25 protein-coding genes are annotated in these 25,307 nt (G+C 65.5%); 12 read left to right on the plus strand and 13 right to left on the minus strand.

Annotation, left to right across the window (positions count from 1 at the left end):
* Positions 1-246: 246 nt before the first annotated feature.
* The 3 genes from HNR60_RS18965 to HNR60_RS18975 are packed head-to-tail and all read right to left on the minus strand — an operon-like array spanning position 247 to position 2,668.
* Positions 247-759 (minus strand): TIGR02281 family clan AA aspartic protease, encoded by a 513-nt coding sequence (locus HNR60_RS18965; RefSeq protein ID WP_184260729.1) that lies wholly within the window; start codon positions 757-759, stop codon positions 247-249.
* A 10-nt stretch (positions 760-769) separates the two neighbouring features.
* On the minus strand, positions 770-991 hold the full coding sequence (locus tag HNR60_RS18970; protein WP_184260732.1) for a DUF1289 domain-containing protein: 222 nt from the start codon (positions 989-991) through the stop codon (positions 770-772).
* Positions 992-1,033: 42 nt separating this feature from the next.
* Positions 1,034-2,668, minus strand: coding sequence for a sensor histidine kinase (locus tag HNR60_RS18975; protein WP_184260735.1), 1,635 nt, complete (start codon positions 2,666-2,668; stop codon positions 1,034-1,036).
* Positions 2,669-3,049: 381 nt separating this feature from the next.
* Between HNR60_RS18975 and HNR60_RS18980 the strand changes: the two genes are divergently transcribed.
* Both HNR60_RS18980 and HNR60_RS18985 read left to right on the plus strand, forming a co-directional pair.
* The gene (locus HNR60_RS18980) at positions 3,050-3,334 is read left to right on the plus strand and encodes a type II toxin-antitoxin system RelE/ParE family toxin (protein WP_184260738.1); all 285 of its coding nucleotides are present in this window, start codon (positions 3,050-3,052) and stop codon (positions 3,332-3,334) included.
* Positions 3,331-3,705 (plus strand): helix-turn-helix domain-containing protein, encoded by a 375-nt coding sequence (locus HNR60_RS18985; protein WP_184260741.1) that lies wholly within the window; start codon positions 3,331-3,333, stop codon positions 3,703-3,705. The genes HNR60_RS18980 and HNR60_RS18985 overlap by 4 nt, the downstream gene beginning before the upstream one ends.
* A 9-nt stretch (positions 3,706-3,714) precedes the next feature.
* Here the strand turns inward: HNR60_RS18985 and HNR60_RS18990 are convergent, their stop codons facing one another.
* On the minus strand, positions 3,715-4,584 hold the full coding sequence (locus tag HNR60_RS18990; protein WP_184260744.1) for an NAD(P)-dependent oxidoreductase: 870 nt from the start codon (positions 4,582-4,584) through the stop codon (positions 3,715-3,717).
* A gap of 348 nt (positions 4,585-4,932) precedes the next feature.
* On the opposite strand from HNR60_RS18990, the gene apbC reads away from it, so the two are divergent.
* Positions 4,933-6,051, plus strand: a complete 1,119-nt coding sequence (apbC, locus tag HNR60_RS18995) for an iron-sulfur cluster carrier protein ApbC (RefSeq protein ID WP_184260747.1) — start codon at positions 4,933-4,935, stop codon at positions 6,049-6,051.
* 198 nt (positions 6,052-6,249) lie between these two features.
* Positions 6,250-7,338 (plus strand): TRAP transporter substrate-binding protein, encoded by a 1,089-nt coding sequence (locus HNR60_RS19000; protein ID WP_184260750.1) that lies wholly within the window; start codon positions 6,250-6,252, stop codon positions 7,336-7,338.
* A 104-nt stretch (positions 7,339-7,442) separates the two neighbouring features.
* On the opposite strand, the gene HNR60_RS19005 is transcribed toward HNR60_RS19000, so the two are convergent.
* Positions 7,443-8,627 (minus strand): TCR/Tet family MFS transporter, encoded by a 1,185-nt coding sequence (locus HNR60_RS19005; RefSeq protein WP_184260919.1) that lies wholly within the window; start codon positions 8,625-8,627, stop codon positions 7,443-7,445.
* A 147-nt stretch (positions 8,628-8,774) separates the two neighbouring features.
* Between HNR60_RS19005 and HNR60_RS19010 the strand changes: the two genes are divergently transcribed.
* Positions 8,775-9,413: a TetR/AcrR family transcriptional regulator gene (locus HNR60_RS19010; RefSeq protein ID WP_184260754.1), complete on the plus strand. Its 639-nt coding sequence runs from the start codon at positions 8,775-8,777 to the stop codon at positions 9,411-9,413.
* 58 nt (positions 9,414-9,471) lie between these two features.
* On the opposite strand, the gene HNR60_RS19015 is transcribed toward HNR60_RS19010, so the two are convergent.
* The 5 genes from HNR60_RS19015 to gph all read right to left on the minus strand — a co-directional run bounded on the left by HNR60_RS19015 (position 9,472) and on the right by gph (position 14,507).
* Positions 9,472-11,310, minus strand: a complete 1,839-nt coding sequence (locus HNR60_RS19015; RefSeq protein WP_184260757.1) for a TRAP transporter large permease — start codon at positions 11,308-11,310, stop codon at positions 9,472-9,474.
* A gap of 35 nt (positions 11,311-11,345) precedes the next feature.
* A complete protein-coding gene (locus tag HNR60_RS19020; protein ID WP_184260760.1) occupies positions 11,346-11,942 on the minus strand; it encodes a TRAP transporter small permease subunit in 597 nt (198 codons plus the stop codon).
* Positions 11,943-12,089: 147 nt separating this feature from the next.
* Entirely contained in the window at positions 12,090-13,124 is a 1,035-nt protein-coding gene (gene moaA / locus HNR60_RS19025; protein ID WP_184260763.1) for a GTP 3',8-cyclase MoaA, read from the minus strand.
* A 108-nt stretch (positions 13,125-13,232) separates the two neighbouring features.
* Positions 13,233-13,676 (minus strand): hypothetical protein, encoded by a 444-nt coding sequence (locus tag HNR60_RS19030; RefSeq protein WP_184260766.1) that lies wholly within the window; start codon positions 13,674-13,676, stop codon positions 13,233-13,235.
* 147 nt (positions 13,677-13,823) lie between these two features.
* Positions 13,824-14,507, minus strand: coding sequence for a phosphoglycolate phosphatase (gph, locus tag HNR60_RS19035; RefSeq protein ID WP_184260784.1), 684 nt, complete (start codon positions 14,505-14,507; stop codon positions 13,824-13,826).
* Between the two features lie 141 nt (positions 14,508-14,648).
* Here gph and rpiA point away from each other — a divergent pair, with 141 nt between their 5' ends.
* The 3 genes from rpiA (at position 14,649) to gor (ending at position 17,377) form a co-directional block, all read left to right on the plus strand.
* Positions 14,649-15,347, plus strand: a complete 699-nt coding sequence (gene rpiA / locus HNR60_RS19040) for a ribose-5-phosphate isomerase RpiA (protein ID WP_184260787.1) — start codon at positions 14,649-14,651, stop codon at positions 15,345-15,347.
* Between the two features lie 22 nt (positions 15,348-15,369).
* A complete protein-coding gene (locus tag HNR60_RS19045; protein ID WP_184260790.1) occupies positions 15,370-15,891 on the plus strand; it encodes a DUF2059 domain-containing protein in 522 nt (173 codons plus the stop codon).
* Between the two features lie 100 nt (positions 15,892-15,991).
* Entirely contained in the window at positions 15,992-17,377 is a 1,386-nt protein-coding gene (gor, locus tag HNR60_RS19050) for a glutathione-disulfide reductase (RefSeq protein ID WP_184260794.1), read from the plus strand.
* A 198-nt stretch (positions 17,378-17,575) separates the two neighbouring features.
* Here gor and HNR60_RS19055 read toward each other — a convergent pair whose 3' ends face one another.
* Positions 17,576-18,478 (minus strand): alpha/beta hydrolase family protein, encoded by a 903-nt coding sequence (locus HNR60_RS19055; RefSeq protein WP_184260797.1) that lies wholly within the window; start codon positions 18,476-18,478, stop codon positions 17,576-17,578.
* Positions 18,479-18,655: 177 nt separating this feature from the next.
* Between HNR60_RS19055 and HNR60_RS19060 the strand changes: the two genes are divergently transcribed.
* The 4 genes from HNR60_RS19060 (at position 18,656) to HNR60_RS19075 (ending at position 23,344) form a co-directional block, all read left to right on the plus strand.
* A complete protein-coding gene (locus HNR60_RS19060) occupies positions 18,656-20,044 on the plus strand; it encodes a class II 3-deoxy-7-phosphoheptulonate synthase (RefSeq protein WP_184260801.1) in 1,389 nt (462 codons plus the stop codon).
* 1 nt (position 20,045) lies between these two features.
* Entirely contained in the window at positions 20,046-20,399 is a 354-nt protein-coding gene (locus tag HNR60_RS19065; protein ID WP_184260804.1) for a diacylglycerol kinase, read from the plus strand.
* Between the two features lie 33 nt (positions 20,400-20,432).
* Positions 20,433-22,196, plus strand: a complete 1,764-nt coding sequence (locus HNR60_RS19070) for an NAD+ synthase (RefSeq protein ID WP_430694995.1) — start codon at positions 20,433-20,435, stop codon at positions 22,194-22,196.
* Positions 22,197-22,273: 77 nt separating this feature from the next.
* Positions 22,274-23,344, plus strand: a complete 1,071-nt coding sequence (locus HNR60_RS19075) for an AI-2E family transporter (protein ID WP_184260810.1) — start codon at positions 22,274-22,276, stop codon at positions 23,342-23,344.
* A 186-nt stretch (positions 23,345-23,530) separates the two neighbouring features.
* Here HNR60_RS19075 and HNR60_RS19080 read toward each other — a convergent pair whose 3' ends face one another.
* Both HNR60_RS19080 and HNR60_RS19085 read right to left on the minus strand, forming a co-directional pair.
* Positions 23,531-24,712: a DUF2865 domain-containing protein gene (locus tag HNR60_RS19080; RefSeq protein WP_184260813.1), complete on the minus strand. Its 1,182-nt coding sequence runs from the start codon at positions 24,710-24,712 to the stop codon at positions 23,531-23,533.
* A gap of 110 nt (positions 24,713-24,822) precedes the next feature.
* Positions 24,823-25,131 carry a hypothetical protein gene (locus HNR60_RS19085; protein ID WP_184260815.1) on the minus strand — a complete coding sequence of 103 codons (309 nt, stop codon included), beginning with the start codon at positions 25,129-25,131 and terminating at the stop codon, positions 24,823-24,825.
* Positions 25,132-25,307: the final 176 nt, after the last annotated feature.

A 25,307-nucleotide genomic window follows, 5' to 3' on the forward strand; every position in this document is an offset into this window, starting at 1 on the left:
GGGGGTTGTGTTTGTTTTTGCTGGGCGTGGTCCGACCCGTTATGTCCGCCGCCCACCTCCCCCCGGGGGGTGTGGGGGGGGGGGGCCCCCCCCCCCGGGGGGGGGGGGGGGGGGCCGCCCGCGTCTCGGCATTACGCGACGCCCCCTCACCCGGCCGCGACAAGCTTCGCTTGTCACGCCACCCTCTCCCCGCAAGCGGGGCGAGGGGAAGATGCCGCATCGTTCTTGGTGTCGCGCGCGTTTTTGCTACGGATAACCGTGCAGCCGCAGCCGGTCGGCGCTGACTTCCCAGCGCTCCAGCCGGTCGAGGAAGCTCATGCCGAGCAGGTTGGTCTTCATCTGGCCGCGCGGCACCACCAGCGCCGGCACCGAGCGCTCCTCCAGCTTGCCGATCGCCAGGCTGTCGAGCGACAGCCGCGCCGCCTTGGTATGGCCGCCGGCGGTTTCGACGTCGACGTTGAAATCGAGCACTTCCAGCGGCAGCCCGGCGGCCTTCGCGGTCTCGTAGGTGAGCACCACCGAGGTCGCGCCGGTGTCGATCACCATCGGCGCGCTGACGCCGTTGACTTTTGCGCGCAGCGTAAAGTCACCGGATTGGCCGCGTTCGATCTGCACCACGCGCGGCTTCGGCGCGGCCTTCGGGTGCAGCATCTGCGAGATCATGTTGCCGGCGGAGGCGATGCGTTCCGGATCGCCATAGGCCACCACGGCGCCCGCGGTCGCCACCAGCACGATCACGACAAGCAGAATGCGGCTCATCTTGCGGCTCTCATCGGTTGACGTCGGGGGCGAGCGCGGGCTCGGCGGGCGGCCGCGGCCGCAGTCCGGTTTCGATCAGTCGGTCCGGCAGCGCCGCCATGATGGCGTCACGCGCAGCGTCGTCGAGGCGACGCCAGCCGGTGATTTCCACGATCGTGCGGCCGCACCCCATGCAGAGATTGCTGTCGGGGTCGATGATGCACACGGCGACGCAGGGCGATGCTTTACTCATGGGACATTCGCGTAGTGATGGGGCGATTGGCGCGGCACCGGCTCACAGCCCGGTTCCCGCGCTCATGATCGGCTTGTTGCGCGCCCTGCGGTTTTCGTCCGACAGGGTGACGTCGTAGGACGGCTGCAGCGGCGGTGCCTCGTCGGCCATCGGCGCCAGCGCCGACATTACGCGCTCCGGCGGGAAGGTGACGATCACTTCGGTGCCGATCCGCAGCTTGGATTTCAGCGTGAAGGTGCCGCCGTGCATGTCGATCAGGCTCTTGGCGATCGGCAGGCCGAGGCCGGCGCCCTGTTCGGCGGATTTGATCGAATTGGAGCCCTGGCCGAACGACGCCAGCACGATCGGGATTTCGTCTTCGGCGATGCCCGAGCCGGTGTCCTTGACGCTGAGATATTGCCCGCCCGACGCGGTCCAGCCGACCTTCAGCCAGATCTCGCCGCCCTGCGGGGTGAACTTGATCGCGTTCGACAACAGGTTGAGCACGATCTGCCGCGCGGCGCGCTCGTCGCCCCAGATCCGCGGCATGCCCTGCTCGAACACCTCGTGGATGGTGATGCCGCGGCTGGAGGCGCGCAGCTTCAGCAAATGATGGCAATCGGCGACGACGTGGACCAGCGAGACGGCTTCCTCGTTGAGTTCGTAACGGCCGGCCTCGATCCGCGACAGATCGAGGATCTCGTTGATCAGGTTCAACAGATGCACGCCGGAATTATGGATGTCGGCGGAATAGTCCTTGTACACCGCGACCGCGTGGGCGCCGAAGATCTCGCTCTTCATCACCTCGGAGAAGCCCAGAATGGCGTTCAGCGGGGTGCGCAATTCGTGGCTCATCTGCGCCAGGAAGCGCGACTTGGCGACGTTGGCGGCCTCGGCGCGATGCCGCGCCTCGTCGGAAATCGCCTTGGCCTGTTCGAGTTCGCCGATCAGCGCGTCCTTTTCGGCGCGGGCTTCCAGCGTCGCCAGCGTGGTGGAGTGCAGCCGGTGCGCCAGCAGCGCGAAATAGCCTTCGGACGCCACCGTCAGCAGCGCGAAATAGCCTTCGGACGCCACCGTCAGCAGCGCCAGGATGTAGTTGTCGAAGGTGCCGCTGAGCAGGAAGTTGGTGGCGATCGCCGCGGTCACCGGCGCGGTCGCCGCGAGCGCTGCGATCGGCAAATTGGCGGCCAGCATGCTCGACACCGCGACCACCAGCAGCATCAGGAACATCAACAGCGTGTTCGACACCACCTCGACGCCGGGCGCGTGCACCAGAATCGCGGTCCAGCACACGCCGTACAGCAGATCGAGCAGCACGAAGCGGGTTCGCCACGTCCGGGTGCGGGAGGGGGATTGCGCTTCGCCGAGGAAGCGGTCGCAATTGCGGATGATCACCGCGTGGATGCACAGCATCCCGCAGGTCCAGGCCGCCGCCGCCACGGGCTGGATCCAGATCCCGAACAGCGCGCCGGTGGCGAGCACCAGCAGCACCACCACGATCGACGCGGATTGCCGCATCTGGGCGTATTGCCGCAACAGCTCGTGATCGAACGCCGGACGGGTGCCGCTGGTCGAGGTCAGCCGATCGCGCGCCTCGCGGACCCGCTGCGCGGCCGCGCGGCGATTGCGCGCCGGGGTCGCGACCGGGGGCTCAGCCGGAAGCTGCACCACCTCTGGCCTATCGGCGGGGATACTCATCGACCACTACAACTTCTGCGCAGAGACGCGCGCGGTTACCATCGGCTATTTTTCGTTCGAAATCCTTAAGAGTAAGCTTAGAGGGACGGCAAATCCGGTTAACAAAGCACTAAGGACCGCCGCCTGCGTGCTCTGCTGAGCGCGGTGTTGCCGGCGGGTCACGAACCAGGGCGACCGGCGCGGCCGAGCGGGCGGGCTGCGCCCCCCGGCTTGTGGCTCACGGCATCGATGGCTTGGAATGGCCGGCGAACCGCGCTATATCTTTGGATGACTATACCTTCAAATATGTATTTGGCTCATGAATTGGCGGGTCGAATTTCATCCGGAATTCCGCGAAGAATTTGACGCCTTGTCGGACGCCGTTCAGGACGAGCTCGGCCCATGGTGGAATTGCTGCAACTCATCGGACCGCAGTTGAAACGTCCGCGGTCCGACACGTTGAACGGTTCGACACACGCCAACATGAAGGAATTGCGTTTCGATGCCGATCGCGGTGTCTGGCGTGTCGCCTACGCCTTCGATCCCGAGCGGAAGGCAATTCTGCTCGTCGCCGGCGACAAGTCCGGCGGCTCGGGGAGGCGGTTCTACAAGATATTGATCGAGAAGGCGGACCGGCGGTTTTCGCAGCATCTTGCCGAACTGAAGACGATGCGGAGGAAGACATGACGAAGGACTATCGAACGGTGCCGGCATCGGAAGTGTTCGGCAAGTTTCCGCCGGTCCGGCGCGCCAAGATCAAGGACCGGGCCGCGGTGTTGATCGCCGAACAACTCGGGCTGCAGGAACTGCGGCAATCTAGGAAACTGACGCAGGACGAGGTCGCAAGGCGCGTCGGCGGCAAGCAGGTCTACGTCTCCCGGCTGGAAAAGCGCAGCGACATGAAGGTCTCGACGCTCCGCGACTACGTCAAGGCGATCGGTGGACATCTCGATCTGGTGGTGACCTTTCCCGAAGGCCAAAGCGTCAGGATCAAGGACGCGCGGGACGGCGCCGCGCGCGGTCGCAAGGCCACAAAGCCTGCGGCGCGCGGCGGCTAGCCCATTTTCCTAGCGCTCCAGCCGCGCCAGCAGGCTGGAGGTGTCCCAGCGCTTGCCGCCGAGTTTTTCGACCTCGGCGTAGAACGCGTCGACCAATGCGGTGACCGGAAGGCTCGCGCCGTTGCGCCGCGCCTCGCTGAGGCAGATCGCCAGGTCCTTGCGCATCCATTCCACCGCGAAGCCGAAATCGAACTTGCCTTCGGTCATGGTCTTGTGGCGGTTCTCCATCTGCCAGGACTGCGCCGCGCCCTTGGAGATGGTGTCGATCACAGCGTTGACGTCGAGCCCGGCCTTCTTGGCGAAGTGGATGCCTTCCGACAGCCCTTCGACCAGCCCGGCGATGCAGATCTGGTTGACCATCTTGGTGAGCTGGCCGGAACCCGCAGGTCCCATCAGCTTGCACATCCGCGCATAGGCGGCGATCACCGGCTCGGCCCGGGCGTAGGCCTCGGCGCTGCCGCCGCACATCACCGTCAGCACGCCGTTTTCGGCGCCGGCCTGGCCGCCCGACACCGGCGCGTCGATGAACTGGAATCCGCGCTTACTCGCCTCGGCATCGAGCTCGCGGGCGACTTCGGCGGAAGCAGTCGTGTGATCGACGAAGATCGCGCCGGACTTCAGGCCGGCGAAGGCGCCGTCGTCGCCGATCGTGACGCTGCGCAGGTCGTCGTCATTGCCCACACAAGCCATCACGAAGTCCTGGCCCTCGGCGGCTTCGCGCGGCGTCGCCGCGGTGCGGCCGGCGAATTTCTCGGCCCAGATGTCGGCCTTGGCTTGGGTGCGGTTGAACACCGTGACCTCGTGGCCGCCCTTGGCGACCAGATGCCCCGCCATGGGAAAGCCCATGACGCCGAGACCGAGAAAAGCGACTTTGGCCATGTCTTCAATCCTGAGTTGGCTCGGCGCGCGCACCAGGCCGAGTTTCCGAAGGGGGATCGTCGTGGGAGAGTGCGGAAGATGCGGCGGAGAGCATAAACCGCGGTGCCACCGCGGCAAGCCCCGGCTGCCGGGCGCGGGAGTCCGACCTGCAGCGAGGTACCTTGTCTTGCGAACCATTCGGCCTAAAAGGTCGTCACGGCGCAACGCGAGGATTGCCGCTCGGCAAACGCTTTGCGCCGGAGCAACGAGCCTGGCCGCCTCCGCGGCATCAGATGGCTGACCGCTGCGAAGACCGCGCCGGTGCATCGCCAATTCGAATTCGGGCCGAGCGGGTGACAGGAGAATCCCTTGAGCGTGACGCAGCAGCAAATTCTTGATCGCCTGGCGCAGCTGGCCTCGCCGCGCGGCGTCGCCCTGACCAAGGCCGGCGTGTTGTCGGAAATCTCCGTCCACGACGGCAAGGTGTATTTCGCCATCAACGTCGAGGCCGGCGAAGTGCGGGCCTGGGAGCCGGTTCGCGCCGAGGTGGAAGCCGTCGTGAAGGCGATCCCCGGGGTCACGACCGCGCTGGTGGCGCTGACCGCCGAGCGCAAGCCCGGCATGAGCCCGCCCGCGGCCCGTCCGGGCGTGGCGCCCGCGGCCGCGCATCGGCCGCCGCCGGGTCCCGGTCCGGCCTCGCCGATGTCGAAGCAGGCGGCGATCCCCGGCATCACCTCGATCATCGCGGTCGCCTCGGGCAAGGGCGGCGTCGGCAAGTCGACCACCGCGCTCAACCTGGCGCTCGGCCTGCGCAACCTCGGCCTCAAGGTCGGGCTGCTCGACGCCGACATCTACGGCCCCTCGGTTCCCAAGCTGACCGGCATCAACGAGCGGCCGCAGCTCGACGACGACCGCAAGATGATTCCGATCATGCGGTTCGGCCTGTCGATCATGTCGATCGGCTTTCTGGTCGAAGAAAACAGCGCGATGATCTGGCGCGGCCCGATGGTGATGTCGGCGATCACCCAGATGCTGCGCGACGTCGCCTGGGGCACGCTCGACGTGCTGGTGGTCGACATGCCGCCCGGCACCGGCGACGCCCAGCTGACGCTGGCGCAGAACGTGCCGCTGCAGGGCGCGGTGATCGTCTCGACGCCGCAGGACCTGGCGCTGATCGACGCCCGCCGCGGGCTGGCGATGTTCAGCAAGGTCGGCGTGCCGGTGCTCGGCATCGTCGAGAACATGAGCTACTTCCAATGCCCGGAATGCGGCGCGCGGTCGGATATTTTCGGCCATGGCGGCGCCCGGCAGGAGGCCGAGCGGCTCGGCGTGCCGTTCCTCGGCGAAGTGCCGCTGCACATGTCGATCCGCGCCAACTCCGACGCCGGCACGCCGGTGGTGGAGAGCGAGCCCACCGGACCCCACGCGGCGATCTATGGCGAGATCGCCGGCAAGGTGCGGGATCAGCTCACCGCGGTCACGGCCTGAATTTTTCCGCACTGCGGTTGCGGCGCCGGCATGCAACTTTGGTTGCATGTCGCGGCTCCGCGACGTCGCAGCGTTTTCCCGCGGCCGTGCATCGTGATACAGACGCACCCACCAGAGCGTATCGGCGCGTGATTGGCCTCGCCGCCGACACGTTCAAGGGAAATTCCGGGAAACGCCGGCAACCAAGGAGATGGCTTGATGAAACGTCGTGACTTTTTGAAAGTATCCGCCACCGGCGCTGCGGTGGCCGCGGTGGCATCGCCCGCGATCGCGCAGTCCTCGCCGGAGATCAAGTGGCGGCTGACATCGAGCTTCCCGAAGTCGCTCGACACCATCTATGGCGGCGCGGAATATCTCGCCAAGCAAGTCGCCGAGATGACCGACAACAAGTTTCAGATCCAGGTGTTCGCCGCCGGCGAAATCGTCCCCGGCCTGCAGGCGCTCGACGCCACTTCGAACAACACCGTCGAGATGAGCCACACCGTTTCCTACTACTACGTCGGCAAGGATCCGACCTTCGCGGTCTATGCCTCGGTGCCGTTCGGGCTGAACGCGCGGCAGCAGAATTCCTGGCTGTATCAGGGCGGCGGCAACGAACTCGCCGCCGAGTTCTACAAGAAATACGGCGTGATCGGCTTCCCCTGCGGCAACACCGGCACCCAGATGGGCGGCTGGTTCCGCAAGGAGATCAAGACCGTGGCCGATCTGTCGGGCCTGAAATTCCGCATCGGCGGCATCGCCGGCCAGGTGCTGCAGAAGCTCGGCGTGGTGCCGCAGCAGATCGCCGGCGGCGACATCTATCCGGCGCTGGAAAAAGGCACCATCGACGCCGCCGAGTGGGTCGGTCCCTATGACGACGAGAAGCTCGGCTTCCAGAAGGTCGCGAAGTACTATTACTATCCGGGTTTCTGGGAAGGCGGCCCGACCGTGCACGCCTTCGCCAACCTGGAAAAATTCAATTCGCTGCCGAAGAATTATCAGTCGGTGCTGACCAACGCCGCGCAGGCCACCAACAGCTGGATGGCGGCGCGCTACGACATGCAGAACCCGCCGGCGCTGAAGCGGCTGGTGGCCGGCGGCACCCAGCTGCGGCCGTTCTCCAACGAGGTGCTGGACGCCTGCCTGAAGGCGACCAACGAATTGTGGGCGGAAATCTCCGCCAAGAACGCCGACTTCAAGAAGGGCATCGACGCGATGCAGGCCTACCGCTCCGACCAGTATCTGTGGTGGCAGGTCGCCGAATACACCTTCGACAGCTTCATGATCCGCTCGCGCACCCGCGGCTGATCGATCGACGTATCAACGACAGCGAAACGCCCGGCCCAAAGGTCGGGCGTTTTTGTGTGCGGTGGGCAAGTCGAGGGCGGGGCCGGGCAGGATGAGCTTGCCCGTCACGTTGCAGCGCGGGCAGTCCGGGTGCCGAGAAGAACCAGCGGAATCGCGATTGCATAAATGACGACCACCGCGAGCCAGATGGCTCCGGGCCAGTCGTTTTGAACGACAAAGTAGAACGTCGAGAAGGCGAGCGGCGCTGCGATCGACGCCAGGCTGACGGCCGATGACAGCACGCCTTGCAGCTGACCTTGACGGTCCGGATCAACCTGCTCGGTGGCCAGGGCTTGAAACGCCGGCGTGCCGATTCCGGCGAGAGCGAACAACGGCATGATGGCGAATACCATCCAGCCCTGATTGGCGAAGGCCAGCGCGACAAGAGCGATGCAGGCGCAGGCAATGCCAACGACAACGGCCATGCGTTCGCCGAACAGTCTCGTCGCCGGGCCGGGCAGGAAGGCCTGCACCAGCGTTTGGCAGATACCGAAGGCGCCGAGCGAAAGCCCGATCCACAGGCCGTTCCATTGAAACGTGTCGAATCCCCACATCGCCCAGCAGACGCCGTAGGCCTCTCCGGTAGCGCTCAAGATGAAGTACACAAAGACGACGGGCAAAAGCCCCTTCATCGAGAACACCCAACGCAGCGGCCGAAGCGGGTTGAGCGCGGCCAGATCGATCTTCTCACGGGCCGGCGCGCGGGATTCCGGCAGCACGAACACAGCCAGCAGGAGATTGCCGGCGTTCAGCGCGGCGGCAGCGATGAAAGGCAGCCGCAGCCAGGTGTCGCCGAGCAGGCCGCCAAGAACCGGCCCGATGATGAAGCCGATACCGAACATGGCGTTGGACAGGCCGAATCTGCGGGCTCGCTGGTCCTCGGACGAAATGTCGGTGATGTAGGCCGTTGCCACGGAGACGTTGGCGCTGGTCAGGCCGGCAATGGCGCGACCGAGCACCAGCATCCAAAGCTGCGGTGCGAACGCCATGATGACATAGTTGATTGCCGCTCCCGCGAGCGAAATCAGCAGCACGGGACGCCTGCCGAGGGTATCGCTCAAAGCGCCGAGCACGGGGGCGAAGACAAACTGCATCACCGCATAGAGCGCGATCATGATCCCGATATAGGGCGCAATGTTCGGGTTGTGTGTGACATCCTCAAGAAGCCGCGGCAGAACAGGGAAGACGAGGCCGATGCCGACGGCGTCCAGGCAGATGGTGGCAAAAATAACGACAAGCGGTCTGTTCATGATGAGCCCAGAGAGCAAGCGCCCGCCCGGGCTGCGGTCAGGGGCGATGGCTCCGCCTCGAATATCGCCTTGTGGCCGCGCCCGATTTTTCATATACTTGGTCCAAATATGTACTCAGTATAGTTTCATTAGGCCATCAGGAGCGCCATGTCAATTCCGTCCGACCGCCGATCGCGGAAGCGTCTCGCCACGCGAGAGGGCATCTCCGACGCGGCAACGCGCCTCTTCATCGAGCGGGGCTTCGATCATGTGACGGTCGACGACATTGCGGCCGCCGCTGACGTCGGGCGGATGACGGTGTTCAACCATTTCTCCCGCAAAGAGGACATGTTCTTTGATCGCGACGAGGAGGGTCGCCAGATGCTGCGCGAAGCCTTGCTGCAGCGTGATCCCCGCGTCAGTCTGATCGACACCTATGGTCTGCTCGCTCACCGGCTGATTGCCGAACACAGCCCCGTCGTCGAATTTTCTGCGCGGAGCCAGAGCTTCATAGAGGCGATCGAGGCCAGCGAAACCCTCAAGGCGCGGGCGAGGGCGATCCGTGACGAGTGCGCGCAAGTCGTAGCGTTGGCGCTCTCCGAATGCGCAGGCCGAGAACCGGGCGATCCCGACGCCCAATTGGCCGCCGGGCTGCTGTTGGCGGTGTGGACCGTGGCCTTTATTCAGGCGCATCGGACCTTTCGTCAGACGCGCGATACCGAGCAAGCGAACGCCGCCTTTCTCGCACTTGTCGATAAGGGAAGCAGCGCTCTCAAAGCCGCCATGGCCGGCACGCCCTACGCCTGAGCCATCACCTCCGGCTGCGGTTGCGCATGTCTGCTGCGCGCGATGAGGAGCGTGCCCGCTACTTCGACGGCCCGAAGTCCAGCGGCGCCTGGTCCATCGGCGGCAGGTCGAATTCGATCTTGGACGGATCGACGGTCGATGCCGCGCCCTTGTAGTGCATCACCATCGCCGGGAAGGTGATCACCAGCGCGACCATGATCACCTGGATGATCACGAACGGCACCGCGCCCCAATAGATCTGCCCGGTGGTGACCGGCTCCATGCGCTTGCCGGAGACCCGGTCGATGTAGGATTCTTTCGGTGCCACCGAGCGCAGATAGAACAGCGCGAAACCGAACGGCGGATGCATGAACGAGGTCTGCATGTTGACGCCGAGCATGACGCCGAACCAGATCAGATCGATGCCGAGCTTTTCCGCCGCGGGTCCGAGCAGCGGGATGACGATGAAGGCGAGCTCGAAGAAGTCGAGGAAGAACGCCAGGATGAACACGAAGGCGTTGACGAAGATCAGGAAGCCGATCTGGCCGCCGGGCAGCCCGACCAGCAGCTCCTCGACCCAGCGGTGGCCGTCGACGCCGTAGAAGGTCAGCGAAAACACCCGGGCGCCGACCAGGATGAACACCACGAAGGCCGAGAGTTTCGCGGTCGCCTCGGTGGCCTGGCGGGTGAGGTCGAAGGTCAGCCGGCCTTTCATCAGCGCCAGGATGATCGCGCCGGCGGCGCCCATCGCGCCGCCTTCGGTGGGCGTGGCAACGCCGATGAAGATGGTGCCGAGCACCAGGAAGATCAGCCCGAGCGGCGGCACCATCACGAACACCACCTGCTGCGCCAGCTTCGACAGCAGATGCAGTCCAAGCACGCGGTTGATCACCGCCAGCACGAACGACAGCGCCACCGTGATCGACATCGTCAGCACCACGTAGTCGGCGCCGGATTTCACCTCGGTGAAGGACATCGTCACGATGCCGATCGCGCTCGACACCACGATCACCAGGAACAGCGACATCGTCATGGTGCGGATGATGCCGATGAAGGGGCGCGTCAGGATCCCCAGCAGAATCACGAACCAGAAGCCATGCTGCACCAGCTTGCCGAGCCCGATCTTGTCGAATGCCGGCTGCGTCCAGTCGAACAGCCCGACATGGACCACGAAGAAATAGCCGGCCGCCGCCGCCGACAGCGCGGTCAGCGGCAGGATCAACGGATGTTTCGCGGTTTCCAGCTCGCGCAGCGTCTGCGCTTCGAGCGGCAGCCCCGGCACCGCCTTCGGCGCGATCAGGGTGACGAGGAAGATATAGCCGGCATACAGCAGCGCCAGCACGATGCCGGGAATGAATGCGCCTTCGTACATGTCGCCGACCGAGCGGCCGAGCTGGTCGGCCATCACGATCAGAACCAGCGACGGCGGAATGATCTGCGCCAGCGTGCCGGAGGCGGCGATCACGCCGGTGGCGACGCGGCGGTCGTAGCCGTAGCGCAGCATGATCGGCAGCGAGATCAGCCCCATCGAGATCACCGAGGCGGCGACCACGCCGGTGGTGGCGGCGAGCAATGCGCCGACAAACACCACCGCATAGGCGATGCCGCCGCGGATCGAGCCGAACAACTGCCCGATGGTTTCCAGAAGGTCCTCGGCCATGCCCGATCTTTCGAGCACCAGCCCCATGAAGGTGAAAAACGGAATCGCCAGCAGCGTGTCGTTGTTCATCACGCCGTAGACGCGTTCCGGCAAAGCCTGCAGGAAGTCGGGGCGAAACAGCCCGAGCTCGATGCCGATGAAGGCGAACAACAGGCCGTTCGCCGCCAGCGAGAACGCCACCGGATAACCCAGCAGCAGGAACAGCACCAATGACGCGAACATGATCGGCGCCATGTAGTGAATGAACATCGCGGTCATTCAGTTTTGCCCTTCAGTTCGATGACCAGGATGGTTCAGTGTTTTTCCGCGGTGATCACCGCGGCGAGGCGTTCGGCTTCCAGCTCGGCGGCGCGGTGGGCGCTGATCGCCGTGGCGTTGGAGTCCGGAATGATGCCGCGCATCATCGCGGCGCGCTTGATGATCTCGGAAATGCCCTGCAGCAGCAGCAGCACGCAGGCGATCATGATCAGCGACTTCGCCGGCCATTGCGGCAGGCCGCCGGCGCTGAAGGATTGCTCGTTCTGGCTGAGCGAGGTGAGGAAGAACGGCACCGACATGTAGAGCAGGATCAGCGTGAACGGCAGCAGGAACAGCACGTGGCCGATCATGTCGATCCAGCCGCGCAGTTTCAGCGGCAGCGAATGATTGATGATGTCGATGCGGATGTGTTCGTTGTTGAGCAGCGTCCAAGGCGAGCACAGCAGGAACACCACGCTGAACAGCACCCACTGCAATTCCAGGAACGAATTCGACGACACGTCGAAGATCTTCCGGATGATCGCGTTGGTCGCGGAAATGATCACCGCGACCACGATCAGCCAGGACACCCATCGCCCGATCAGCGTGTTGAACGCGTCGATCGCCCGGCTCACCCCAAGCAACGCCTGCAATGTGCGACCTCCCGTTTTGCCTCCCCGATTGACACGCGGGGATTGCGAAGCGTCGGCACCATTTCAGCGCGGCTTGTCGCCGTCAATTGGAAATTCGACAATCGGGCGCAGTATCAAGTCGTTATGGGAGAGGGGCGGGGCGGCGGCTCAGCCGCCGGTGACGCTCATGTGCCGGCTGACGCTCGGGCGGTTGTGCTGGCGGTCGATGATGAAGTCGTGGCCCTTCGGCTTCAGCCCGATGGCGCGGTCGATCGCGGCGCTGAGTTCGTCGTCGCTGGCCGAGGCGCGCAGCGGCCGGCGCAGGTCGGAGGCGTCCTCGTGGCCGAGGCAGGTGTGCAGCGTGCCGGTGCAGGTGACCCGCACCCGGTTGCAGGACTCGCAGAAATTATGCGTCATCGGGGTGATGAAGCCGAGCTTGCCGCCGGTCTCGCTGACGCGGACGTAGCGGGCCGGGCCGCCGGTGTCGTCGTCGAGGTCGATCAGCGTGTAGTGATTGCCGAGCCGGGCGCGCACCAGCGACAGCGGCAGATATTGATCGATGCGGCCTTCGCCGATTTCGCCCATCGGCATCACTTCGATCAGAGTCAGAGCCATGCCCTTGTCGTGCGCCCATTGCATCAGCGCGGGGATTTCGTCCTCATTGACGTTCTTCAACGCCACCGCGTTGATCTTCACCGCGAGCCCGGCTTTTCGCGCCGCCTCAATGCCGGCCAGCACCTTGCCAAGGTCACCCCAGCGGGTGATGGCGCGGAATTTGTCCGGGTCGAGGGTGTCGAGCGAGACGTTGATGCGGCGGACGCCGCAGTCGGCGAGTTCCGCAGAATAGCGTTCGAGCTGCGAGCCGTTGGTGGTGAGGGTGAGCTCGTTCAGCGCGCCGGTGTGCAGGTGGCGGGATAGCGATCGCACCAGCGACATCATGTTCCGGCGCACCAGCGGCTCGCCACCAGTTAGCCGCAACTTTTTCACGCCCTTTTTGATGAACGCCGAGCACAGCCGGTCGAGCTCCTCCAGCGTCAAGAGATCGGCCCGCGGGAGGAAGGTCATGTCCTCGGACATGCAATACACGCAGCGCAGATCGCAGCGGTCGGTGATCGACACCCGCAGATAGCTGATGGTGCGGCCGAACGGGTCGGTCATCGCCGAGCCGTTCGGGGCCGTTGCGGTCAGCGTTGATCCGGTCATCCGTCAAACCCTTACGAGAGCGCCGCTTAGCCGGCGGTGTTCTCGTAATGTAGGCATGACGGCAGCTGCGCACAATCACGCAGCGTGCTGCGTTGCGGCGCGGACCCGTTATTGCGCCGGGGCGGCCTCGGGCTCCGGGAACGGGGATTCCGCCGGCGCCGCCGCGGGCTTCGGCTTGCGCTTACGGACGTTCTTGGACTGCTTCTTGACCGGACCCAACGCCTGCAATTCCGCCACGATCGGATTCGGATCGATGGTGGTGGTCGGCGGCGAGGTGAAGTCGCCGGGCGTGCGCGTCACCGTGACCGGCACCGTCGCGACTTGGAATTTCGGCAGCGTGAAGGTCACGCTGAAGCTGTCGGCGCCCGGCACTTCGACGGAGCAGGGGGTTTTGCAGCTTGAGCCGGTCGAGGTGCGGGCCTCGGCGCCTTGCGGGACCGAATCCAGCTGCACGGTCACTGGGGGCGGAGCCGACTTGAAGGCATCCAACGAAAACGACGAACAGCCAGCCAAGCCGAGGCTCGCTGCCGCTATCACAATGACACGACGCATGATCTATCCACTACATTTGCGACTAACAGCCACAGTCCCAAAGCGACCATAGGAGCGTCCCGCGCCCCTGGCAACCGCGCCGAACGCAACCGTTAATGTTTGGTTAACGGCTGTGGCCGATCGACAACTTGATGCGCAATCAAAGACTTAGCCGTTTGCCTTGGCGTTGAGGCTGGCCACCGCGGCCGGCAGGTCGCGCATATGACCGATCAGCCGGTCCGGCTTCAGCTCGGCGATCGGCACGTCGGTATAACCGAACTCCACCCCGATCACCGGGATCCCGGCGCGGCGGGCCACGCCGACGTCCGGGCCGGCGTCGCCGACCATGATGGCGCCCGCCATCTCGGCGCCCGCCCGCGCCACCGTCTGGCGCAGGATCACCGGGTCGGGCTTCGACACCCCGAAGGTGTCGCCGCCGCAGATCGCCGCGAAGCGCTTGGTCAAATCGAGCTTGTCGAGCAGCAGTTTCGACAGCCACTCCAGCTTGTTGGTGCAGACCGCGAAGCGATAGCCGTCGGTTTCGAGCTGATCGAGGGCCTCGTGCAGCCCCTCGAAGGGCCGCGAGGCGTCGGCGATATGCGCCGCGTAATAGTCGACGAAGTCATTGGTCAGACGGGTGATATCGTCGGCGCTGATGACCCGGCCGTCGATCTCCAGGCCGCGCTCGATCAGCTTGCGGACGCCGGCGCCGATCATGTTGCGGGCGGCCGGGAACGCGACCGGGGCCATGCCCTCGCGGACCAGCATGTAATTCAAGGCGCTGATCAGGTCGGGGGCGGTATCGACCAGGGTGCCGTCGAGATCGAAGACGATGATGCCGGATGTTGTCATTTGCCCTCGCTACAGGCCCCGGCGCGATTGCGCAACCATCTGTCGCCGGCAAAGTGAATCCGCCCTGTTCGCCGCCGGCAAACGACGCTAGATATGCGCGCCGCGCAAGGCGGCAGGGCGCGGTCAAAGGGGCGACGGTTCATGAGTTCGCATGATTTGAAAAGGCAGGCGGCGGCGGCGGCGCTGGAGCACGTCCGCGACGGCATGAAGCTCGGCCTCGGCACCGGATCGACCGCAAAGCACTTCGTCGAGTTGCTCGGCGAGCGGGTGCGCGGCGGCCTGAAGGTGATCGCGGTGCCGACCTCGGAGGCGACGCGGGCGGATGCGCAGGCCAACGGCATTGCCCTGACCACGCTCGACGAGGTCGACCGGCTCGACCTCACCGTCGACGGCGCCGACGAGATCAATGCCGCGCTCGACCTGGTGAAGGGCGGCGGCGGCGCCCTGCTGCGCGAGAAGATCGTCGCGGCGGCGTCCGACCGCATGATCGTGATCGCCGACGAAAGCAAGCTGGTCGCCAATCTCGGCCGCTTTCCGCTGCCGATCGAAGTGATTCCCTTCGGGCTCGCGGCGACGCGGCGCGCGGTCGAGGAAGCCTGCGCGGAATGTGGCGTTTTTGGATCGATTTCGCTGCGCAAGGGCAGCGGCGGCCATGCTTTCGTCACCGATGGGGGGCACTGGATCCTCGACGCCCATCTGGGGCGAATCCCCGATGCTCCCGGTCTGGCCGACTCGCTGAACGCGATCCCGGGCGTCGTCGAGAACGGGCTGTTTATTGGTCTGGCAAGCATGGCGGTGCTGGCGGGCCCCGATGGAATCCGCATTATCGAACGGCCTTGAGCCGCAATCCTGGAGAATCGTAATGAGATATCTTGTCAACGCGCTGCTTGCAGCCGGCCTTGCGTTCGGCCTGTCGCTGTCGGCGGCTTCCGCTCAGGCGCCGGCGCCCGCACCGTTGAAGCCGGCGTCGCCCGCGGCGATCGCGGCGGCGAAGGAAATCCTGACAATGAAGAACGTCAGCGCGATGTACGCCTCCGCGGTGCCGAACATCGTGCAGCGCACCAAGGACACGCTGCTGCAGAACAACCTCAACTATCAGAAGGATCTGAACGAGGTCGCGGTGGTGGTGGCGCAGGCGCTGGCCGGCCGCGAAAAGGACATCGGCGAGCAGATGGCGAAGATCTACGCCAGCGATTTCACCGAGCAGGAGCTGAAGGACCTGGTGACGTTCTACAAGTCGCCGCTCGGCCAGAAGCTGCTGGCGCAGGAGCCGAAGACCATCTCGGCCAGCATGCAGTACATGAACCAGTGGGCGCAGAGCTTCGCCGAAGAAGTCAACGGCCAGTTTCGCGCCGAGATGCGCAAGCGCGGCAAGGAAATCTGAACCGCGATGGCTGGAGCATGATCCCGAAAAGTGGAGGCCGGTTTTCGGAGACGATGATGCTCAATCCAGCTGACAACGACTTGATCAGGCGCGAGGCGACATGAGCGATTTCGACGTCGATCTGTTTGTGGTGGGTGGTGGCTCGGGCGGCGTACGCGCCGCGCGGATCGCCGCCGGCCACGGCGCCAGCGTCATGATCGCCGAAGAATATCGCTTCGGCGGCACCTGCGTGATCCGCGGCTGCGTGCCGAAGAAGCTGTTGGTCTATGCTTCGCAGGTGCATCACGAGATTGCGGACGCCGCCGGCTTCGGCTGGAGCATTCCGTCCGCCAGCTTCGACTGGGCGACGCTGATCGCCAACAAGGACCGCGAGATCGCCCGGCTGGAGTCGATCTACGCGACCAACGTGGAAAAATCCGGCGCCAAGACCGTGAAGTCGCGCGCGGTGTTCGAGGATCCGCATACGCTGCGGCTCGACAGCGGCGAGACGGTGCGGGCCCGCTACGTGCTGATCGCCACCGGCGGCGCGCCGAACCATGGCCTCGCCATTCCGGGCATCGAGCACGTCATTTCCTCCAACGAAGTGTTTCATCTTCCGGAATTGCCGAAGCGCATCCTGATCCAGGGCGGCGGCTACATCGCGCTGGAATTCGCCTGCATCTTTGCCGGGCTCGGCTGCGACGTCACCGTGGTCTATCGCGGCGACAATATTCTGCGCGGTTTCGATGATGATGTTCGCGCCCATGTCCGCGGCGAAATGGAGAAGCAGGGCATCACCGTTCTCACCGGCTGCACGGTGACCGCGGTCGACAAGCACACCGAGGAGTTCACCTCGCATCTGTCGAACGGCTCCAGCGTCGCATCGGATCAGGTGATGTTCGCGATCGGGCGGCATCCCAACGTCGCCAATCTCGGGCTGGAAAAGGCCGGCGTCGCCATCGACCCGGTGATCGGCGGCATCGCCGTCGACGGCTACTCGCAGACCTCGGTGCCTCATATCTACGCGATCGGCGACGTCACCCACCGCATCAATCTGACGCCGGTGGCGATTCGCGAGGGCCACGCCTTCGCCGATACGGTGTTCGGCAAGCGGCCGGTGCAGGTCGACTACGATTCGATCCCGACCGCGGTGTTCTCGCAGCCGGAGGTCGGCACCGTGGGGCTGACCGAGGCGCAGGCGCGGGCGCGTTACACCCATGTCGATATCTACAAAGCGAGCTTCCGGCCGATGAAGGCGACGCTGTCCGGCCGCGACACCCGCATCCTGATGAAGCTGGTGGTCGATGGCCTGACCGATCGCGTGCTGGGCTGCCACATCGTCGGCGACGAGGCCGCCGAACTCGTTCAGGTGGTCGCCATCGCGGTGAAGATGAAGGCCACCAAGGCGGATTTCGACGCCACCATGGCGCTGCATCCGACCGCCGCCGAAGAGCTCGTCACCATGCGCACGCCCTTCGCGCGCTACGTGCGGGAAGCGGCGGAGTAATTTCAGCGAAGTAATTTCAGCGAATTGAGCCGTCATTCCGGGGCGCGAGGCCGCAGGCCGAGCGAACCCGGAATCTCGCGCCAGGCACGGTCTTCACCCTGCATTTGCAGCGAGATTCCGGGTTCGCTCGCAGCTTGCGCTGCTCGCGCCCCGGAATGACGTCCTTGCATCGAGTGGAATGCAATCGCCGAGGCGGCGCTATTCGGATTCCTCCAACAGCCATTCCGCCGCGTCGCGCCACAGCGTGTCGCGATGCTCGGGCCGGAAGAAGCCGAAATGGCCGATCTTGGTCGCGCCCGAATCCGCCGGGTGGATGTCGATGATTTCCGGATTGATCGAGGTGAAGCCTTCGCACAGCAGTTCGACCGCCGGCCGCGTCGCCCAGGGGTCGTCGGCGATGCACAGCGCGCGCAGCGCGCCGCGGAAGAACGGGAAGTTCGCCAGTGCGATCAGCCCTTCGTCGTCGAACATGTAGCGCTCGCGCATCACCCAATCGACCCATTGCAGGAACACGCCCTTCGGCAGGTCTTCGCCGAGCCCGGCGCGGCCCGGTGCATAGCCCATCAGATGGGTGAGCGGCACGCCGACCAGATTGAGCAGCAGCAGCACGCGGTAGCGTTCCGGCGCCGTCATCAGTTTCCAGGAGCCGGCCTGCGCGGCGATCAACAGCGCCCGCGACACCTCCTGATTGTTCGGCAACAGCCCGAGCGCCTGGCCGCCGAACGAGTGGCCGACATAGCGCAGCGGCATCGTGTCGTAGCGCTGCCGCATCCACGCCACCGCAGCGGCGACGTCGCGTTCCGCCCAATCCGCCATGGTGGCCTGAAAGCCGGCCAGCGAGCGCGGTCGTCCGGCGGCCCGCAGCGACGGCTGCCGGGAGCCGCCGGTGCCGCGATAGTCATAGGTCAAAACCGCGCTGCCGCGGCGCGCCAGATAACTGGCAAAGCCGCGATAGATCTTGCGCGGAACTGCGGTTGCCGAATTGATCAGCACCGCGTGGGTTTTGGCGCCGCGCGGCAGATACAGCGTCGCCGCCAGCACAAATCCATCGGTCGCAGGAAAGGTGATGTCGTCGGAAAACACGTCGTCGGGCGCGGCCATTGCCAAGGCGAATTCCGGAAAAGCTGTTGGAATGGCCCCAACAGAGGCGAATTCGGCTTTCACCGCAAGGGGTTGTGTTCTGCGCATGAATTCCAATGGCGGTGCGGCAGAACCCTGTGTATAACCCGCCCGCCGCCGGGTACCCTAACCCGCGGTTTTTCCTCAGGAGTTGATCTCATGTCCGAGCGGTGGACACTCGACAGTTGGCGCAGCAAGCCGGTGCAGCAGATGCCGGATTATCCGGATGCGAAAGCTCTGGCCGATGTCGAGGCGCAGCTGGCCACGTTTCCGCCGCTGGTTTTTGCAGGTGAGGCGCGCAATCTGAAGAAGGCGCTGGCGCGGGTGTGCGCCGGTGAGGCCTTCCTGCTGCAGGGCGGCGATTGCGCCGAGAGCTTCGCCGAGCATGGCGCCAACAATATCCGGGATTTCTTCCGCGTGCTGCTGCAGATGGCGGTGGTGTTGACCTATGCCGGCGCGCTGCCGGTGGTGAAGGTCGGCCGCATCGCCGGGCAATTCGCCAAGCCGCGGTCTTCGCCGACGGAAAAGCGCGGCGACGTCGCATTGCCGAGCTATCGCGGCGACATCGTCAACGACGTCGGCTTCACCGCGGCTTCGCGGGTGCCCGATCCGCAGCGCCAGCTGATGGCCTATCGGCAGTCGGCGGCGACGCTGAACCTGCTGCGGGCTTTCGCCACCGGCGGCTTCGCCAATCTCGGCAGCGTGCATCAGTGGATGCTTGGTTTCCTGAAGGATTCCCAGCAGTCGCGGCGTTACAAGGAGTTGGCCGACCGGATTTCCGACGCGCTGAACTTCATGCGCGCCTGCGGGCTCAACCTGGAAAGCCATCCGGAGCTGCGCGCCACCGAGTTCTACACCAGCCATGAAGCGCTGCTGCTCGGCTACGAGCAGGCCTTCACCCGGGTGGATTCCACCACCGGCGACTGGTACGCGACCTCCGGCCACATGCTGTGGATCGGCGACCGCACCCGCCAGCTCGACCACGCCCATATCGAATATTTCCGCGGCATCAAGAACCCGATCGGGCTGAAATGCGGCCCGTCGCTGAAGACCGACGAACTGCTGAAGCTGATCGACGTGCTCAATCCGGACAACGAGCCGGGACGCCTCACGCTGATCGGCCGGTTCGGCGCCGACAAGATCGGCGACAACCTGCCGGGGATGATCCGAGCGGTGCAGCGCGAGGGCCGCGCCGTGGTGTGGTCGTGCGATCCGATGCACGGCAACACCATCACCTCGACCTCGGGTTACAAGACCCGGCCGTTCGACCGCATCCTGGCGGAGGTGAAGTCGTTCTTCACCATCCACGCCGCGGAAGGCACCCATGCCGGCGGCGTCCACCTGGAGATGACCGGGCAGGACGTCACCGAATGCATCGGCGGGGCGCGCGCGATCACCGACGAGGACCTCAACAACCGCTATCACACCGCCTGCGATCCGCGGCTCAACGCCGAGCAGTCGATCGACATGGCGTTCCTGATCGCGGAACTGTTGAAGCAGGGCCGCGTCGGCAAGGCCAACCCGTTGCCGGTGGCCGCAGGGCTGTGATGTGCTGCGGTTCTGGCGGGCGACCATCAACACCAAGAATGGTCTCGCCTTCGCGATCCGCTCCGAAGCCGCGATTCGCGAGGAGCTGATCGCGCTGGCGCTGGCTTTGCCGCTGGCGTTTCTGGTCGGCTCCACCGCGATGCGCCGGGTCGAGCTGATCGCGGTGGTGGTGCTGGTGCTGGTGGTCGAGCTCTTGAACACCGCGATCGAGAAGCTGGCCGACCGGCTGACCACCGAGCACGATCCGCAGATCGGCCGGGTCAAGGACATGGGCTCGGCCGCGGTCGGCGTCGCCCTGGTGATGGCCGGGCTGTTCTGGCTGTTCGCCTTGGCCGAGCGGGTCGGACTGGTCTAGCTCGACATTGCGCCGCAGCGCGGTCGCGGCTAGATGTTTTTCATGACCGACCCCGCTGAATTCACCGTCACGCTGGCGCAATTGAACCCGACGGTCGGCGATATCGCCGGCAACGTCGCCCGGGCACGCACCGCGCGGGCGAGCGCCGCGGCCGATGGCGCCCAGTTGATCGTGTTTCCCGAACTGTTCATTTCCGGCTACCCGCCGGAGGATCTGGTGCTGAAGCCGGCGTTCCAGGCGGCCTGCCGCGCCGCGGTCGAGGAGCTGGCGCGCGACACCGCCGACGGCGGCCCGGCGATGCTGATCGGCTCGCCCTGGGTCGACGGCGGCAAGCTGTACAACGCCTGCGCGCTGCTCGACGGTGGCGCCATCGCGGCGATCCGCTTCAAGGTCAATCTGCCGAATTACGGCGTGTTCGATGAGAAGCGGGTGTTTTGCCGCGGCCCGGTGGCCGGTCCGGTGACGATCCGCGGCGTCCGCGTCGGCGTGCCGATCTGCGAAGACACCTGGATGGAGGAATCCGCCGATTACGAGAACGTGGTCGAGTGCCTGGCCGAGACCGGCGCCGAGATCCTGATCGTGCCGAACGGCTCGCCCTATGCGCGCGACAAGGCCGATCTGCGGCTGTCGGTGCAGGTGGCGCGGGTCACCGAAAGCGATCTGCCGCTGATCTACGTCAACCAGGTCGGCGGCCAGGACGAACTGGTGTTCGACGGCGCCTCGTTTGCGCTCAACGCCGATCGCACGCTGGCGGCGCAGCTGCCGGCGTTCGAAGAGAGCCTCGCCACGCTGCGCTGGGTCAACGGCGACGCCGGCTGGCGCTGCGACGGTCCGATCGCCCCGGTGCTGGACGGCGACCAAGCCGATTACGCCGCCTGCGTGCTCGGCCTGCGCGACTACGTCAACAAGAACGGCTTTCCCGGCGTGCTGCTCGGGATTTCCGGCGGCATCGATTCGGCGCTGTGCGCGGCGATCGCGGTCGATGCGCTCGGCGTCGAGCGGGTGCGCGGCGTGATGCTGCCGTTCCGCTTCACCGCGCAGGTCTCGCTCGACGACGCCGCCAAGCTCGCGGGCGCGCTCGGATTTAACTACGAAGTGCTGCCGATCGCCCAAGCTGTCAACGGCTTCGAGGAGATTCTGGCCGGCACCTTCAAGGGCCTGCCGCGCGACATCACCGAAGAGAATTTGCAGGCGCGCACCCGCGGCACGCTGCTGATGGCGATCTCCAACAAGACCGGCGCCATGGTGGTCACCACCGGCAACAAATCGGAAATGTCGGTCGGCTACGCTACGCTGTACGGCGACATGAACGGCGGCTTCAACCCGATCAAGGACATCTACAAGACCGAGGTGTTCCGGCTCTCCAGCCTGCGCAACGCCTGGAAGCCCGACGGTGCACTGGGACCAAGCGGCGAGGTGATCCCGGTCAACATCATCACGCGCCCACCAACGGCGGAATTGCGCGAAAACCAGACCGACCAGGATTCGCTGCCGCCTTATGAGATTCTCGACGGCATTCTCGCGCGGCTGGTGGAGCAGGAACAGCCGCTGGCGGACATCGTCGCGGCCGGCTATGAGCGCGACACCGTGGTGCGGATCGACCGCTTGCTGAACATCGCCGAGTACAAGCGCCGGCAGGCAGCGCCGGGGGTCAAGGTGACGCGGAAGAACTTCGGCCGCGACCGCCGTTATCCGATCACCAACCGGTTCCGCGATTCCGGCGCGCCGCTGCGCGAGCCCGATGCCACGTTGCTGTCGCGCAGCCAGCGTACCACCAGTGAGGCGTTCGAGGGCTGACGTCGCGCCTTGACTGATGCGGCGTCGGCGGCAATCGTCGCAGCGACCCATAACAGACCATCTGGCGGGATTTCTGCATGCGACGCTCGATCGAGGACAAGTCCTTCCTGCTCTTGGTGGCGCTGATCTCGCTGGCGTTCGGCTGGGTCCTGCTGCCGTTCTACGGCGCGATCCTGTGGGGCGTGGTGATCGCCGTGGTGTTCGCGCCGTTGTCGCGGCGGCTCGCCGCGATGATGCCGGAGCGGCCGACGCTGGCCGCGCTGATCACGGTGCTGATCATCATCTTCATCGTCATCCTGCCGCTGACGCTGGTGATCGCCTCGTTGGCGCAGGAGGCCGCCAGCGTCTACGAGAAGATCCAGTCGAAGGATCTCGATCTGGTGGGCTCGTTCCAGCAGGTACTGAACGTGTTGCCGAGCTGGGCGACCTCGCTGCTGGAGCGTTTCGGCCTCGCCAGCCTCGGCGCGGTGCAGGACAAGCTGTCGGCGGGGCTGTTGAAGGGCAGCCAGTTCATCGCCACCCAGGCGCTCAATGTCGGGCAGAGCACCTTCGACTTCGTGCTCGAACTCTTCATCATGATCTATCTGCTGTTCTTCCTGCTGCGCGACGAGGCCGCGCTCTCGCGGCGGTTGCGCACTGCGATCCCGCTGCGTCCCGAGCAGCAGAAGGCGCTGTTGAGCAAATTCGCCGTCGTGGTGCGCGCCATGATCAAGGGCAACATGCTTGTGGCGCTGCTGCAGGGCGCGCTCGGCGGGCTGATGTTCTGGTTTCTCGGCATCAGCGCCTCGCTCTTATGGGCGGTGCTGATGGCGTTCCTGTCGCTGCTGCCCGCGGTCGGCGCCGGGCTGATCTGGGTGCCGGTGGCGATCTATCTGCTGGCGATCGGCTCGATCTGGAAGGGCGTGCTGCTGATCGCCTATGGGGCGCTGGTGATCGGCCTCGTGGACAACATCCTGCGCCCGATCCTGGTCGGCAAGGACACCAAGATGCCGGACTATATCGTGCTGATCTCCACGCTCGGCGGCATCGAAGTGTTCGGCATCAACGGCTTCGTGCTGGGGCCGGTGATCGCCGCGCTGTTCATCGCGGTGTGGGATCTTTTCGCGACGTCCCGGCAACAGGATGAGCGGCCGGCCGCCGAGGCGTGACTCACAACCTCGTTTGACTGAGAAGGCAAATGAGGCCTGGTGTCCCGGGCGCGGCGCAGCGCGAAGCGCTGCCCCGCAGAACCGGGACCGTTCCAAGCGCTGCGTTCCGTAACGGCCCCGGCTCTGCGGCGCACCACGCCGCAAACGCGGCGGGTTGCGCCGCGTCCGGGGAACGCCTGGCCATTGTTACCGCGCCGGGATGAAGGTCGGGCCGACCGAGCGGATCTTGCCGGTTTCGGCTCCGGCGTCCGCCGCCGGGGCTTCGGTCGGGGCCGCCGCTGCCGCGGGTGCCGCGCCCTTCTTCGATGCCGCGGCCGGCTTCGCCAGCGGCTGCGACATCTTCTTGGCGCGCTCCTCGGTGACGATGATGTCGCCCTGTTCGACCGAGCCCTTGTCGTCGATGCCCTTCAGCGCTTCGGACCAGGTCTGGCCGGCGGCCTTGCAGGCGCAGGACGGGTTGAACTCCTGGCGATAGCGGAACGCGTTGGGCGACGACGAATAGGGCTGGCCGTTGATCGACACCGCCTGGTTCATGTCCTCGCCGGGATTGCGATAGGTGAACAGCGTGGCTTCGGCGGCGGGGCATTGGTTCTTGCAGGTCTTCTCGTCGTCGGGAAACCGGCCCGGCACGGTGGCGAAGGAAATCGGGAAATAGAAGCCGTCGCAGCTTCGCACGCAGACCGTGCGATAGGTGCCGGACGGCGGCCCGGCCTCGGCGGGGCCGGGGGCCGCGCCGGGATTGTCGTTGCCGCCGGGATTGTTGTTGTTGCCGAACAGGTTGTCGAGGAAATTGCCGCCGCCATTGCGGGCTGCGGCGACGTATTGCGGGCCGCAATTGTTCTGCGCCAGCGCCAGCAGCACCGAGCGGCGCTGGTTGTCGCGGTCCGAGGTGCCGGCGCCGCCCATCCGCAGCCGCTCCAGATTGTTGGTGATCTGGTCCAGATTGCCGCGCATCTGCTGGATCTGGTTGTTGATCGGGCCGCATTGCGCGGACTGGTTGTTGAACAGCGAGAAGAAGCCGGAGCTGTCGCAGCCCATCCGCTTGGCCTGGGTGGTGACGCGGTCGAGCTCGCCCTGCTGCCGGGCGGCGGCGTCCTCGAAGCGGCGGACCTGCTCGGCCTTGGCCGGATCGCCACCACCGCCGCGGTCGACGCTGGCCAGTTGCGCTTCCAGCCGCTGACACATCGGATTGGTCGCGACGCCGCCCTGCGGGCTCTGCCCGGGCGGATAGCTCTGCGGATAGCCCTGCTGGGGAGGCGGCGGGGGCGGATAGCCCTGCGCCGCCGCTTCAAGACCGGCTCCGAGGCCGAACAACACGGCGCCGGCCAAAATCCGGCGGATCGGGAATCGCATCAAGGTCTCAACCATTTCTCGGCGGTAGGCGCGATCCGTCTAGCCGCTTCTGGCGGCACCGTCACGTCGTTTCCGAGGCGCCGGTGTGGCAAGTGGAAGCATCGGCGCAACGCCGCCCCGCCCCACTAGCGGGTGCAGGTGATGGCGAGGAATTCGTTGCAGGCGCCGTGCGCGCAGCTGTTGCCGACCGAGGCGGGCACGGTTCCGGTGATTTCGTCGGCGTCGATCTGCCGATACGAGGTCGCCTCGGCGAAATCCCGCGACTGGCAGTAGGATTGCGCGGCGTAGGCGCCGCACTTCTCGCCCTTGGCGAGGCATTGATCGATGCCGTAGCCGTCGGAATGGTTGGGGACGATGAAGACGCGGCTGTCGGCGACGGCAGCCGAGGCCGACAGCAGGAAAGCCGCGGCCAGCAAGGCAGGAAAGGATGTCATAACGCACCAATGAATGAGAGAAACCAGCTCCCATTCTGTTAGCCCGGAAGGGTTAAGAATCATTAACCATGGCGGTTTGGCCAGGCGGCAGCGGCGTAGGACCCGAACATGGCCGAAATCGGTCGGTTCCCGAATCTCCGCGCTCCCGACGCTTGGCGGGCTTGACGCGATTCGCC

Source organism: Rhodopseudomonas rhenobacensis (genome assembly GCF_014203125.1).
Classification (GTDB): Bacteria; Pseudomonadota; Alphaproteobacteria; order Rhizobiales; family Xanthobacteraceae; genus Rhodopseudomonas_A; species Rhodopseudomonas_A rhenobacensis.